At 43.2% G+C, this 14,224-nt stretch carries 16 protein-coding genes; 13 read left to right on the forward strand and 3 right to left on the reverse strand.

Translation table 11 applies throughout. The features are described 5' to 3' along the window. Window positions 1-10 precede the first annotated feature (10 nt). Both MKX59_RS02185 and MKX59_RS02190 read left to right on the forward strand, forming a co-directional pair. Window positions 11-1,405 (forward strand): hypothetical protein, encoded by a 1,395-nt coding sequence (locus MKX59_RS02185; protein WP_023990840.1) that lies wholly within the window; start codon window positions 11-13, stop codon window positions 1,403-1,405. 27 nt (window positions 1,406-1,432) lie between these two features. Next, window positions 1,433-1,576 carry a hypothetical protein gene (locus MKX59_RS02190; protein WP_167348641.1) on the forward strand — a complete coding sequence of 48 codons (144 nt, stop codon included), beginning with the start codon at window positions 1,433-1,435 and terminating at the stop codon, window positions 1,574-1,576. Between the two features lie 54 nt (window positions 1,577-1,630). Here the strand turns inward: MKX59_RS02190 and MKX59_RS02195 are convergent, their stop codons facing one another. From MKX59_RS02195 to MKX59_RS02205, 3 genes are all read right to left on the reverse strand, one after another. After that, window positions 1,631-1,975 (reverse strand): hypothetical protein, encoded by a 345-nt coding sequence (locus tag MKX59_RS02195; RefSeq protein ID WP_053326331.1) that lies wholly within the window; start codon window positions 1,973-1,975, stop codon window positions 1,631-1,633. A 531-nt stretch (window positions 1,976-2,506) separates the two neighbouring features. After that, entirely contained in the window at window positions 2,507-2,863 is a 357-nt protein-coding gene (locus MKX59_RS02200; RefSeq protein WP_053326330.1) for a hypothetical protein, read from the reverse strand. 357 nt (window positions 2,864-3,220) lie between these two features. Further along, window positions 3,221-3,577, reverse strand: a complete 357-nt coding sequence (locus MKX59_RS02205; RefSeq protein ID WP_053326329.1) for a hypothetical protein — start codon at window positions 3,575-3,577, stop codon at window positions 3,221-3,223. A gap of 81 nt (window positions 3,578-3,658) precedes the next feature. Between MKX59_RS02205 and MKX59_RS02210 the strand changes: the two genes are divergently transcribed. The 11 genes from MKX59_RS02210 (at window position 3,659) to MKX59_RS02260 (ending at window position 14,083) form a co-directional block, all read left to right on the forward strand. After that, window positions 3,659-5,122: a hypothetical protein gene (locus MKX59_RS02210; RefSeq protein ID WP_053326328.1), complete on the forward strand. Its 1,464-nt coding sequence runs from the start codon at window positions 3,659-3,661 to the stop codon at window positions 5,120-5,122. 37 nt (window positions 5,123-5,159) lie between these two features. After that, the gene (locus MKX59_RS02215) at window positions 5,160-5,456 is read left to right on the forward strand and encodes a WXG100 family type VII secretion target (RefSeq protein ID WP_028540769.1); all 297 of its coding nucleotides are present in this window, start codon (window positions 5,160-5,162) and stop codon (window positions 5,454-5,456) included. Between the two features lie 32 nt (window positions 5,457-5,488). Further along, window positions 5,489-5,800 carry a hypothetical protein gene (locus tag MKX59_RS02220; protein WP_028540768.1) on the forward strand — a complete coding sequence of 104 codons (312 nt, stop codon included), beginning with the start codon at window positions 5,489-5,491 and terminating at the stop codon, window positions 5,798-5,800. 383 nt (window positions 5,801-6,183) lie between these two features. Then, window positions 6,184-6,528 (forward strand): hypothetical protein, encoded by a 345-nt coding sequence (locus tag MKX59_RS02225; RefSeq protein ID WP_023990832.1) that lies wholly within the window; start codon window positions 6,184-6,186, stop codon window positions 6,526-6,528. A 175-nt stretch (window positions 6,529-6,703) separates the two neighbouring features. After that, a complete protein-coding gene (locus MKX59_RS02230; RefSeq protein ID WP_028540767.1) occupies window positions 6,704-7,777 on the forward strand; it encodes an ABC transporter substrate-binding protein in 1,074 nt (357 codons plus the stop codon). Next, a complete protein-coding gene (locus MKX59_RS02235) occupies window positions 7,777-8,706 on the forward strand; it encodes a nucleoside hydrolase (RefSeq protein ID WP_068939012.1) in 930 nt (309 codons plus the stop codon). Before MKX59_RS02230 ends, MKX59_RS02235 begins: the two co-directional genes overlap by 1 nt. A 27-nt stretch (window positions 8,707-8,733) precedes the next feature. After that, on the forward strand, window positions 8,734-9,555 hold the full coding sequence (locus MKX59_RS02240; RefSeq protein ID WP_013312457.1) for an ABC transporter permease: 822 nt from the start codon (window positions 8,734-8,736) through the stop codon (window positions 9,553-9,555). Window positions 9,556-9,561: 6 nt separating this feature from the next. Then, window positions 9,562-10,350, forward strand: coding sequence for an ABC transporter permease (locus MKX59_RS02245; protein ID WP_013312456.1), 789 nt, complete (start codon window positions 9,562-9,564; stop codon window positions 10,348-10,350). Between the two features lie 16 nt (window positions 10,351-10,366). After that, complete coding sequence (locus tag MKX59_RS02250) at window positions 10,367-11,425, forward strand: ABC transporter ATP-binding protein (RefSeq protein ID WP_071558096.1); 1,059 nt, start codon at window positions 10,367-10,369, stop codon at window positions 11,423-11,425. Window positions 11,426-11,453: 28 nt separating this feature from the next. Next, window positions 11,454-13,181, forward strand: coding sequence for an adenine deaminase C-terminal domain-containing protein (locus tag MKX59_RS02255; protein ID WP_209940608.1), 1,728 nt, complete (start codon window positions 11,454-11,456; stop codon window positions 13,179-13,181). A 425-nt stretch (window positions 13,182-13,606) separates the two neighbouring features. Continuing rightward, window positions 13,607-14,083, forward strand: coding sequence for a Dps family protein (locus MKX59_RS02260; protein WP_023990827.1), 477 nt, complete (start codon window positions 13,607-13,609; stop codon window positions 14,081-14,083). Window positions 14,084-14,224 lie beyond the last annotated feature (141 nt).

A 14,224-nucleotide genomic window follows, 5' to 3' on the forward strand; every position in this document is an offset into this window, starting at 1 on the left:
GAGCGGTAACATGGGATATCCAATCATCAAGTATAATGGAACGGTTTTATCTCTTAAAAATCCGAAAGTTAAAGTTGTACAGAAAATGAATGAGCATGTGAAAGTCTTTTTGACAGGTGTGTTAACGGGTGCCCAAATGGAAGAGTACACAGATCATATGGAGGCAGGGGCGAAGTTAGTCGTTTCTTATGTGAATGATGATCAAAAGCAGAGTGTATTATTTAGGGGATTAGTCACGCAGTTCAGAATCAAGTTGGTGTCCAATGTAGCCTATTTGGTTGTCGAGGCCCTCTCCTATACAAGCCAGCTGGATGAAGTGCTTCATAGACAATCCTTTCAAAATGTGAAGATGAAGGTGCAGGCATTACTTGAACATGTACTCAAATCCTATCCCAAAGCCAATTGTACGAGCCGCTTAAAAGATCAGCTTTTACAGGAATTTACGATGCAATTCGACGAAACGGACTGGTCGTTTCTAAAACGTATAGCGTCTCGGCTTGGTTGGGGACTAATACCTGATCCGATTGGAGAAAAACCTCAGTTTTATTTTGGATTACCGGATGGTGTCAATCAAGGGGAGCTAAAGCAATATAACTACTCGATGACCAGAAAAACCAAACCAGGAGCCAGCAAGGATGACAATCTTTTATATTATAAAGTGCAAACGACAGGGGCTAGAGATGTCCTGCTGCAAATTGGGGCGGAGGTTAAATTTAAAGGGAAAGCTTTATACGTCCTGCAGTCTGTTGCGTTTATACGACATAGTGCTTTGTGGCATGAATATGTGCTGACTACAGCGGATGGAATGAAACAGGATTTGATTGTAAATGAAAGCATTCGTGGTATCTCGTTAAAATCGAAGGTTATTGGAATCGAGCAGGATCATGTGAAGGTTTTCTTTTATGAAATGGATAAGGTCAAGCCGAATGTCAAGGAAACCTACGCTTTCCCAACGGCTACATTTTATACATCGGAAGGGAATACAGGATGGTACTGTATGCCGGAGCTATTTGATTTTGTAGACATTTACTTTCCGACCGCTAAAGAAAAGGACGCCATTGTAACTCACTCGATCCGCAAGAGATCCAAAGGGGGCGACTTTATTCAGGACCCGTCCACGAAGATCTTTATGACCAAGTACCGCAAAGCTATTATTTTTGAGAAAAATGAAATTTTAATCACGGGGAACGACGATGAAGTGGTGATTCGACTGTTGGATGACCACGGCATCGAATTGCGGAGTAAAAAGGACATCCGTGTTAAGGCTGATGGAAATTTGGTATTCAATGCGGGGAACACAATTCAGGTCACCGCGAAGGATGCTATCGGTTTAAAATGTAAAACGAGTTTGGTAGAAATGGATGGTAACATCAAAATGACTGGAGAAAAGATAAAGACGCAATAACTAATCCATCGTGAGAGGGTAAAGAATATGGCTAAAGTAACTACAGGAGCAATCGTGAATGAGAAACCGCCTACCCAAGAAGATATGATTCAAGAATGGAAACGTAAAATTAGCAAAGGAGAATATCCTTTTATTCATGTAACTAAGCATAGCACCAAAGGTGGGGACTAACGACGACTGGAAGAGGCTCCTAAGGAGCCTTTTCTGCAATCATGGTTCAATATTCTAATTCTTTTTAGGATTCCTACTGTCAATGAACCAATCCGGTCCTAATACATCTAGAACTTCTTTTTTTCCAAAATCGTAAGCGATGGATATCGATTGATCTTCATGCCCTTTTATATAACCGATTAGATGAACCGTGTTATTAACATAGCTACCTATATAGTCATAACTCTTAAATATGAAATCTGCCCTATAGTATTTCTTGATGTACTCTTTTCCAATAGGCATGCCTGTTCGAACGATTTCTTCTTTTTTGGCATTCGATGCGTACTGCATGTAATAGAAGACTCCTACCAGAATGACAAGTAATATAAAGACAAAAAGCCATAATTGTTTCTTTTTCAAGTTGAATTAATCTCCTTAGAATTGGAGTGAATATGCTACACGCTTTCTTAGGAATAAGGAGCATCCTCATCTATAACCCTACTATTAATAAACCAATAACAAACCAACCCGGTCCAGAAACCTTGATCACTTCATTAGTTTAATAAGTGTAGTGAATGGTAATTTTGCTGTTCCCGTGACCTCTAATATAGCGTAGTTTGTAGTGGATAAGGTTGATGCCGATGGGAGTTGCGACATCTATAACTCTTTTTCTTGAGGTACTGAGAAACCGAATCCTGTCAGAATAAGCGGCGTCATAGAAATATTAGACACAACTTAAAAGGTATGTTCATTTACGTAATCTTCTCCTAACATACAGCTATAAAGTCCTAAACGTTATTAGGTAAGAACTATCACCAAAATACAATCCTCTCCGACTTTGTCCTCATTTCTGTTCCGATTGATACTCGAAATAAATATAATACATTATAATGATATTGCTTCCTGAGAATGGAAGAGTGAACTTATTTACTGAATAAAGCGAATCTTATTTTATGGAACAGATACGTCCTTCTTGGGATCCTGACTATCGATGAACCAATCCGGTCCAGTTACGTAGAGTACCTTTTTTTTCTTATAGTCGTAATTTAGTGAGATTATCTGACCCTCATGCCCTTTTATATAGCCACGGAGATAAACGGTAGAGTTAACGTAACTGCCAATAAACTCGTTATTTTGGTAAATAAAATCGGCATTATAATACTTCTTAATGTATTCTTTTCCGATGGGTATGCCAGATTGAACGTATGCTTCTTTTTCTGTATTTGCTGTATATTGCATGTAACAAAAGATTCCGACAAGGATGGAAAGTAATATAAGGATGCTTCCCCAAACCTTTTTCTTCTTCAAGTTGTATTCTTCTCCTTATTATCCCCTTTTATATACCCAGGAACATTATTGCTTTGTTTGTTAATAATAGAATAGATCATTATAGCCAATATAAGGATTAGCTCAATACAACCTCTAAAAATTATGTTCATATACGCAAATTTCTTCTAACATCCAGTTACAAAGTCCTAATCGTTATTAGGTATGAACCACGACCAGAAATGCAGTAACCAACGACTTTATACTTATTTTCACCTTCAACTATACCGCAAGTAAACAGGAAGTATTATAATGATTTCACTTCCTTAGATTGGAAAAATATATTCTTGAACTGGAATGAATCATATATGCTTTTTTTTTGCATACAAATCTTGATTTTTAAAATGGTGGAACATTCTTTTTAGGGTATCGACTGTCAATGAACCAATCCGGTCCGGTTACACTAAGCACTTCTTTTTTTTCAAAATCGTAAGCAATAGATATCGATTGACCTTCATGCCCTTTTATATAGCCGATTAGATGAACCGTATTATTAACATAGCTCCCTATATAGTCATAACTCTTAAATATGAAATCAGCCCTATAGTATTTTTGGATGTACTCTTTTCCAATAGGTATACCTGCTCTAACGGCTTCTTCTTTTTTTACATTTGATGCGTACTGCATGTAATAGAGAGCTCCTACTAGGATGAAGAATAAGATAAGAGCAGTAACCCAAATTTTTTTCTTTTTCAATTTTTGATGCTCCTTTTTTGAAAGTATCAACTTTTTCTAACTTTATAATATATTAGGTGATTAGACAAGGTGGGGTAATAGTTGCAGTATATTAGCGAAAAAACATACTGGAAGATAGCAGATGAGGCTTACCTATTGGATATTGATCCAAAGACTTATAAAAATGAAGATATTCCCGGTTGGAAGGTTGTTGATTTAGACGAGAAACTATTACATGACACGAACGGTTCTGGATTTGATGCGACCGTTTTTCACAATGAGAATAGCAATCAGGTGATTATAGGATATAGGGGAACTGAACCAGGGGGAAGACCAATATGGAGTAGAGCGATGGACATAGGAACGGACATTAGCGATGTTGTGGGCGGACGAGCAAAAACTTTAAATCAAGTTCACGATTATTATGCCAATAATCAAGAAGAGATAAAAAAGCTCCCCCCACAGGTACAAAGCTCATTTCAACATTATGAAGCCCAGTATCAAGATAATCAGTTTACAAAAGCCCAAACACTGTATGACGAAGTGAAGAAGAAGTACCCCGCTTCCGAAATTTCTACGACAGGCCATTCTTTAGGCGGTGCAGAAGCAGAATATATTGCAGTGAAAAATGGTTTATCATCCGTGAGTTTTGCTGCTCCGGGTATTGTACATTTATTGCCTGAAGATCTTCAAAAGAGGGTGAAAGCAGGAGAATTCAAGAAGACTAATGTGGCTTTTGCCCATCCCGGAGATAGCGTTGGTGGGGGAGCTACTAAAGCTAATCAACATGTGGGGGAAACGTATCATATTGGGAGTGATTATAAGACTGCCAATGCGGCCAAGTTTACTATTCCTGTTTCAGTTCCACTTAAAAAAAATAATGAATTAAGAGATCTTATTTTTGGTCCTCAATGGTCCCCAATTGTTTTTGTCCCGGTTACGCTGCCTATGATGCAGCAAGATGCATTCACCAAATTCTATAATTCTGTATTAGGTGGAGAGAACACTCATAGCATGGGAAACTTTACGTTTGATGAAAATGGCAATATCAGCAATCCACTGTACACCATGGACGGTCAATTGGTGGAAGGCAATCCACGGGTGCAGGCGTACGAGCAAATGCTGGCCGCGCGAGCAGAACTCAAGGAAGTCATGGGCGACCTGGTTGAACGCTACGGTGGACAAATGGGTGCTTTCGGGCAGTTTGCTGCTACTACACTGGGAGTGAATCTGATGGGAGAAGGACAGCAAAATGGTCGCACCCATGGTGGGGCATATTTTGTGGGCAACAAAAATGGGGGCACAATTCAATTAACACCTGAGGAGCTAAAGCATGCGGCTAACCAGATGCGTTCCAGCCTGCATGGGTTCTCTAGCGATACCCGAGCATCCATCCAGTTATTTCAGGCTCATATCGGGACAAGTGAAAGTCAGTCTTTGACCCCAATTGCGCATAGTGCAACGGCAACGCTAGATCGGATTAATCGCTGGTATCAAGAATCAATTACGGAGATAGCAGAATATATAGATCGCAAGGGTCAGGAATTCACGATGGTGGATCAGTAAAAGATCAGCTGTAAGAACACAACAGGGGGCAAAAGAGATGGGCAGAATATCTTTGAGTCTGGGGGATCTGCGAAGGGCTGTACAGCAATGCGAACAGCTAAAGCAAAGACTTCAGCATCAGGAGCAGCAGATGAGAAATATATATGGTCGTCTGCAAGACTGGAGGGGCGAATCGGCTGCTGAATTAACACGTAAAATGGAGACGTTTCTCCAAGGCACAACTGTACGAATACAGGAATTGGACGATCATAAAGAGCAGTTGAAACGTTATATTCGGAAAATGGAAGAAGCTGATCGACGTGAGGAGAGACGCAAACGGGCTGCACAATGGTGATACAGGCGGACTGCAATAGTTAGGAGAACATCATGAAAGATCAAAACGCATTTGTCATTTTACTTATATTGAATATCGTTTATGGCTTAACGTTATTTGCCTATCCGGTCATGCTGATGGTGGTCGCATTTTCTTTCGATGCACCAACAGCTGGAGATTATCTCATCAGTTATATTTTTGCCTATGTCATAATGAGCTACCCGATAGGAGTATTTATCTCATGGAGCTGTTGGTATTTTTATCATCGTTATGCTTTTAAGAAGGCGTATATCATAGCTAACTTTATGCTGCTGTGGCCAGCTACTCTTGTCGTGTCCTCGTGGATTCAATCGGCTTTTTCTTGAAGGGTTCCCATCTGGCCAGTCAGCTATATAACATAAAAAAACCGTACAATCGCTAGGGGACTCCCGCGGGGTACGGTTAAATGCGTTTAAATAAAACTACATATATAGTAGTAGAAAAAAATATTCTCCCAGAGTGATGACGATAACGACTTTGTAGTCTACTTTAATTTTCCTGCGGAGAATATAGCAGTGTTCGGAAACTTAAGGGTTAGACGAAAAAGTGTAAAAATGTTGAAAAGCTACAAAGTTCGACATATTGTTCGCTTTTTCGCATCATATGTTATTAGATTAGGGATTTTTGTTTGCTATTTATCGTATATTTATGTATAATCTATCGTGTTGAAAGATTGATTGTACGTAATATGCTGATGAGGGTGGGTTCATTGACGCTGCTCGACAGTAACGAAAGCAAGAAGCGGATGTGCCAGATTTACAATGAAGTTTCAAAGGAACTGTTCGGCTTCGGGACCACGCTGCTGCGGGCCACCGTTGAGAACAACATTGTTACCTTTGTGGCGAAGCACCGGCGTTCTCCACGCTCGGCGGCATTGGAAGTGGAAGCCCCCGGCTTGAAGCTGGAAGTGGATTTCCGAATGTCCATGCTGTACAAGAAGAGACTTCGCGAGAAGCTGATTGAGGATATGGAGCTCGATATAGAAGCTTTACTGCGCGATTATGATGCAGCAACGCAGTGGGCAATTACGAACATCATACTGAAAGAATCCTAATAAAATTGGATATTCGGCTTTTCGCTTCGGATCTATCTGAGGGGAGAACCTGTTATAACGCGCAGCGGGATCAACTTATTCTTTGTTTACGAAGAAAAGTATTCTTGTTTTACAAGAGTACTTTTCTTTTTTGTGTCATAAGGTGTGCATAATAAAAAAACAGGGGGAGTTTCATATGAAAAAATGGTTTAAAGGATTTATGGCTGTGACCTTGGCATCTGTGGTACTGGCAGGTTGCGGCAGCAATGCTACTGGCGGTCAGACAGATGGAAAAGATGGCTCAGCTGATGGGAAAAAGAAACTAGTTATTTCAACATGGGGCTTTTCCGAGGACTTTTTTAACAAAGAAGTGTACGAGCCTTTTGAAAAGGAACATAACGTTGACATCGTGGTCGAAATTGGGAATAACGCAGAACGGCTGAACAAAATCAGTCAAGGTAGTACAGACGTCGATCTGATTTATCTGTCTGATTATTATGCTCAACAGGGAATTCAACAGGGATTGTTTGAGAAGCTGGATCGCAGCAAGGTGCCAAACCTGAACCAAATTTATGACATTGCCAAAGCACCGCTGGGTGAAGAGTATGGTCCTGCTTATACAGTTGGGCGCCTCGGTATTGCCTATAATCCGGAGCTGGTGAAAAAGAATGTGACCTCTTGGGCTGACCTGTGGGGCAGTGAGTTCAAAGGAAACGTGACTCTGCCGAACATTACGGCGACTGCCGGACCAATGATGGTAGATGCAGCCTCCAAAGTAGCGGGTAGTAAGGAGTTTAATGAAGACCAAGCCTTCGGAAAACTGAAAGAGCTGAGTCCGAATATCGTTAAGTTTTATAGCAAAACGTCCGAGTTCGTGAACATGTTTAGTCAACAAGAAATTGCGGGCGGTCCGATCATGGAAATGTACTTCAAAGATTTGCAGGCGGCTGTGCCAGGAGCGAAATTTGTAGCTCCTAGTGAAGGTGCTTACGCAGTAATGAACACGATTAATGTAGTGAAAGGCTCCGACCAGAAGGAGCTGGCTGAGGAATTTATCAACTGGCAGCTGAGCAAGGAAGTTCAAGAAAAATCTGCCAAGGCAAAGGTTGATTCCCCGGTGAATACGCAGGTGGTACTATCCGGTGCGGATACAGAGGGAATTACGTACGGTGCGGATGTAGTGAACAAGCTGACCAAGCTGGATATGAAGTTCGTTAACGATCATATCAAGGCATGGACAGATCGCTGGAACCGGGAAGTTGCACAATAATGAAAAAGGTCATATTAGATGTAGATACGGGCATTGATGATGCGTTGGGTATTTTACTAGCGGCCAAAAGTGGTCAGCTGGATATCCAAGCGATTACTACAGTATGCGGTAATGTTTCACTTAAACAAGCAACATTGAACACATGCAAAATCCTCGACCTTTTGGATAGACCGGATATTCCGGTTTATCGGGGGGCAGAGGCTCCCTTAATACGTAAAGGTCTGCACGAGCACCGTGTCCATGGAGAAGACGGCATTGGAGGTGCATTGAGTGGAGTAGTACCAGCCATGTCTGCGTCCGAAGGTTTTGCACCGGATATCATCATTGATACCGTGATGGCTCACCCGGGGGAAGTGACGCTCATTTGCACCGGCCCACTCACCAATCTGGCACTGGCGCTGCTCAAGTGTCCCGAGCTGACGGATCACGTCAATGAGGTCATTTTTATGGGCGGTGTTATTCACGGATGCGGCAATATTACACCTGTAGCGGAGTACAACATGTATGCTGACCCTGAAGCCGCACGAATCGTATTTCATGCAGGATTTGGTCGATTGATACAGGTGGGACTGGATGTAACACGGAAGGCTCTGCTGACTGCGGATCATATTGCTCGTCTGACCCGCCCAGCAATTCGTAATTATGTAGCTGAAAGCACGGCCGTTTATACCAAGCGTTATGAAGAACGCAACGGGGTAAAAGCGTGTGCGCTTCATGACCCGCTTGCCGTGGGTGTCGCGTTGAATTCGAGGTTAGTAAATACCTCGCTGTTGTATGTCGACGTGGAAACCTCGAGTCGCATATGTGATGGACAAACAGTGGGCGATGTACAGAACCGCCTCAATCATAGCCCTAATATGAATGTGTGCGAACAGGTGGACAGCGAAGCTTTTCTGGAGCTGTTTATCCAGGTGCTGAATAAGGAATAACATTTTGATAACCGCAAGGAGCTACCCATGAAGAAAACATACTTGTATTGGCTGCTGCTGCCAGGTCTGCTCTTTCTGGCGGTGTTCATGGTCATTCCGATTGTGTTGACGATCGGTTCGACCTTCGTACAGAACAGCTCATTCACCCTAGAAGGCTATCTCCATTTCTTCAAGGACCCTTATTTTTTGAAAATATTGCTGACTACGCTGGAAGTCAGTGTCGTAACGACACTTGTGTGCGTATTACTCGGCTTCCCGACGGCTTATTATATTTCGCAAAAGGCCCCGCGTCGTAAAGGGATTTTGCTAGCGCTGGCTATCTTCCCCTTGTTGACGAGTCCGGTGGTGCGGTCATTCAGTTGGATGGTCATTCTGGGTCGCAAGGGGCTGTTAAATAACGTGCTCATCGGTTTAGGACTCGTGGATGAGCCGCTGAATATTTTGTATACTCCGGCAGCGATGATTATTGGTCTGGTTCATTTGTTTTTACCGCTGATGATTATTTCACTGATTGGTGTACTCGAAAATATCGACGGTGATCTTGTTCATGCTGCTCAGAGCCTCGGGGCCTCCAGATTCAGCGCATTTCGTAAAATCGTATTTCCGCTGTCTGTGCCGGGCCTGATCATTGGAAGCATTCTCGTTTTCGTGGGCAGTCTGACTGCATATACGACACCAGCACTACTTGGAGGAAAACAGCGGGTTATCGCTACATTTTTGTATCAGAACGCGATGACGCTAAACGACTGGTTTTTAGCTTCTGTTATTGCAACAATTATGATTGTTATTACATTTATCGTGGTCGGTCTCTTAAATAAGGCGGCCCATAAACTCAATCCGAAGGGGTAGGTGGATATGCGGGAGAAACATTACGGACTAGGCTTCTTTAGCCTGCTGGTCTTCATCTTTCTGCTCGGTCCGCTGTTGATCATATCGGTCACTTCTTTCGAGCCGGGCACGGTGTTAAAATTTCCTCCGCAGGGCTTTTCTTTGCGCTGGTATGAAAATATTTTTGAAGTGGATTTGTTTATGTCCACGTTCAAAACGTCCATTGTCGTTTCTCTGCTAGGCAACATCTTGGCACTGCTGATCGGTATGCCTGCCGCCTATGCACTGAGTCGTTTTTCGTTTCGCGGGAAGGATGCGCTGAATGCTTTGTTCCTTTCCCCGTTGCTTATACCGGGTATTGTTCTTGGTTTTACACTGCTGCGCTATCTGATCATTGTTTACCATTTACCAGTATATGCTGGACTATTGATCGGACATACGGTGATTATGCTGCCGTTCATTATTAGAGTCATTGCATCCAGTTTGTCTAACTTTGATTTCGCGATTGAGGAAGCAGCGCTTAGTTTGGGGGCTGGACGGCTGGAAACCTTTTTCAAGGTGGTTCTGCCCAACATCCGCTCAGGTATTATTGCGGCTATCCTGATTGCCTTTCTGGAATCATTCAACAATGTCGACATTTCCGTCTTTATGACAGGACCGGGCTTCAGCACCCTGCCCATTCAAATGCTGACTTACGTCGAAAATTATTTTGACCCGACGATTGCGGCGATTTCGGTTATGCTGATGATTTTGACCGGTATCCTGATGTTCTTGATTGAACGACTGATGGGATTGTCTTACTTCACTAAAAGGTAATGGAGGCTTCAACCTTATGGCACTGCTTACTCTGGATCGCGTATCGGTCGCTTATGACAACCAACTGATCTTGCAGGATTTCGATTTGCAGCTCGAACGGGGGCAATTGCTCTCGCTACTCGGACCGAGTGGTTGTGGCAAAACGACCACACTTCGTCTCATTGCAGGATTTCTCGAAGCTAAACAAGGAACATTTTTGTTTGACGATAAGGATTATACTCGGGTTCCGGTAAATAAACGGAACTTCGGCTTTGTATTCCAAAGTTATGCACTCTTCCCGCATTTGTCCGTTTTTGATAATGTTGCCTTTGGTCTGCGGTTACGCAAGGTAAAGGAAGATGATGTAAAGCGCCGCGTTATGACCATGCTGGAAACGGTTAGCCTAGGGGGATTTGAAAAACGTTTCCCCGGTGAATTGTCAGGCGGACAGCGTCAACGTGTTGCGATTGCGCGAGCGCTTGTGATTGAACCCGATCTGCTGTTGTTTGATGAACCTCTGAGTAACTTGGATGCTAACCTGCGTGTAAATATGCGTGTGGAAATCCGCCGTATTCAACAGGAACTGGGCATCACTACCGTATATGTATCGCATGATCAGGAGGAATGTTTTTCGATTTCTGACCAGGTTGCGATTATGAATAAGGGGAACATCGAACAATTAGATGCTCCATCGACCATTTTTAAATATCCGACGACCGAATTTGTCGCCCGTTTTATTGGGTTTAATAATTTTCTGAGTTTTGACGAGCGTACTGAAGAAGGGGATCGTATTCGACTAAATACAGGCGATCTTTCGTTCGGTGTAGCGCGTAATCAGGGTACTGCCCAGCCGGGTGCTCGTCAGGGCGCTATTCGCCCGGATGATTTGGTCATTCGAACAGAAGGCAACGAGACAGGGGAAAATGAGCTTCCCGGTATTATTAAGGTAAGTACTTACCTGGGGCGTAGCTATCAGTATGTGGTAGAAACGGCGAAAGGCAACTTTACGGCTAATCAGGAAATGGATACGCCTTACCTGAGTGGTCAGCGGGTTACCCTGCATTTTCCGGCAGATAAAATGGTGCTGGTCCAATAATCAGCGGGTTCGATGAAGGAGATACATCATGCGTGCAGACAAAATGATTTTACAAGTTAAGGTGTATAACAGTTACTACAAGACGTTCGAAGAAGGTAATGTAGCTATACTTGACGGTAAGTTTATGTATATCGGTCAGCGTGGTCTGGAGTCTTTTGAAGTGGCTGAGATTGTAGAGGGACATGGGAAATATATGATTCCCGGCCTGATCGACATCCATCTGCATATCGAAAGCACAATGGTGACACCGGCAACCTTTTCCTATGGGCTGATTCGCAATGGGGTAACGACGATTGTACCGGAACCGCACGAAATGGCGAATGTTTTCGGATTGGAAGGCATTCAGGAAATGATGGAAGCCAGCAAAGATTGCGTGGCTGATATGTTCTACGGTATTCCAAGCTCTGTCCCGGCAACGCCGCTCGAAACCTCAGGAGGCGAGATCGGTATTCCCGAGATAGATGCCTTACTGCAAACCGGCGAAATGATCTGCCTGGGTGAAATTATGAACTATGTGGATGTCATTCGTGATCCGGAAAGCAAGACGAATCGCATCTTACGCCATGTTCGTGAGCATTACCCGGAGCTGATCATTGAAGGCCATACGCCGCAGCTGCTTGATCTGGACCTGCATCAGTTGATCTATGCGGGGATAGGCTCGGACCATACTCACCAAAGTATTGAAGGTATGAAGGCGCGAATGGCTGCCGGAATGTTTATTGAAATCCAGGAAAAATCGATGACCCCTGAAGTGATGGACTATCTTATTCAGGAAGATGTGGCACAACATTTTTGCTTCGTAACGGATGATGTGATGCCAGACTCTTTCGTAGAACGAGGGCATCTGAACCATATTGTAAGTAAAGCTATCGGAATGGGCATGAAGCCTGAGGATGCCATTTATGCAGCTACGTTTACTCCTGCTGCACGGATGCGAATGCATGACCGCGGAACAATTGCACCGGGAAAAATAGCTGACTTTGTACTGCTATCCGATCTTGGTCAGTTTGATGTGGAGCAAGTCTATAAGGACGGACTCAAGGTATTCGATAAGTTCGAGGAATACCATCAAGCACCGATAAAAAGCCGCTTCCCCGCCCATTTTTATCAAAGTGTGAAGCTCAATCCGCTCACGGAGCAGGATTTTACGGTAAAGATGGATGTAGCTGATGGCACACATCAATGTCGTATTATGATGGTCAAGGATGGCTCAACTTTTACGAGCGAACGGATTGCATCTGCACATGTGGAGCAGGGTGAACTGGTATGGGAACATGGTGAACATGGACTCATCGCTACGTTTGAGCGATATGGAAAGAATGGCAACCGTGCTTATGGTTTGATCGGGGGAGATACGATTAAACGTGGGGCAGTGGCAACCACCTATTCGCACGATAACCATAACTTGCTGGTCGTAGGGCATAACAAGCAAGATATGATATTGGCTGCGAATACGGTTTTATCCAGCCAAGGTGGCTTTTGCGTAGTTGAAAATGGCAAGGTGCTGTCCCATTTGCCGTTAACCGTAGGCGGGATTTTAACAGAAGGACCGCTGGAAATGGTTGCAGCGCATGTGAAGGAGCTGCGTTCAGCCTTGTTGTCGCTGGGCTACCGCCATTACAATCCAATCATGTCGCTGAGTACGCATTCTTTGCCGGTCAGCCCGGCCCTGAAAATTACCGATCATGGTCTGATTGATGTAAATGCTGGCAAGGTTGTATCCTTAATCGTGGAACCTTCAGAGATGCAAGAATAATAAAAGAGCCGACCCTCTTACGGGCCGGCTCTTTTTTGTCGTGGCTAGGTATGAGGTAGTAGGTTATGGACTTTGGACTTTGTCTACAATACAGATACTTTAGCAGACAAAATTAACATCTTCTTTACTCCTATTGATGTAACCTATGTATAAAGATAAATAAGTCTTGGTTCTGGATATCCTATTGCCTATAGAGTTTGATTTACAATCAATTCACGTAATCTTCATGATTAAAACCGAATAAAGACTTGAAAAACATCGACACAGTGTTATAATTAAAACAGGATTTAGATTAAGTCTAAATTAATAAATAAATATTTATTGGATTCACGCATGGGATTTTGAAGAAAATCAGACACTACTGTTAACGAGTATCCAAGCTTTACACCAACTATATTTGAATGAAAACGAGAGGGGATTTTAACATGAGTACATTAAATCATACGAACGCACCTACACAAGAGGCCATTCAAGAATTGCACAAGGCATTGAATCGTCAGGTAGCTACCTGGTCTGTATTGTACACGAAACTGCATTATTTTCACTGGTATGTGAAAGGACCTAAATTCTTCACACTGCATGCTAAATTTGAAGAACTTTACAATGAAGCAACAGCTAATCTAGATACGATTGCTGAACGTTTGTTGGCTATTGGTGGCCGTCCGGCTGCGACCTTGAAGGAGCATTTGCAACTTTCAGCTATTCAGGAGTCCGCAGGTGAGCAGACAGCTGACGATATGGTGAAGTCCGTTGTTGCTGATTTTAAAACCATCACTGTTGAACTGGCTAATGGGATGGAAGCAGCGGAAGCAGCACAGGATAAAGCGACAGAGGATCTTCTTAACGGCTTGAGAGAAGCAATGGATAAACATATCTGGATGCTGAGTGCGTATTTGGGATAAGATCTTGGGATATATTTCCGTGTATATGGAGATCAGGTGAACAAGATACACATCCCGTTGGTTCCACTCTGCCACTGGAGTATAATAACGTGAAGGCGTGGAAGACCACAGGCTCTTGAGTCATAGAGTTGCCGGGATGGG

The organism is Paenibacillus sp. FSL R7-0340, assembly GCF_038002205.1.
Taxonomy (GTDB): Bacteria; Bacillota; Bacilli; order Paenibacillales; family Paenibacillaceae; genus Paenibacillus; species Paenibacillus polymyxa_B.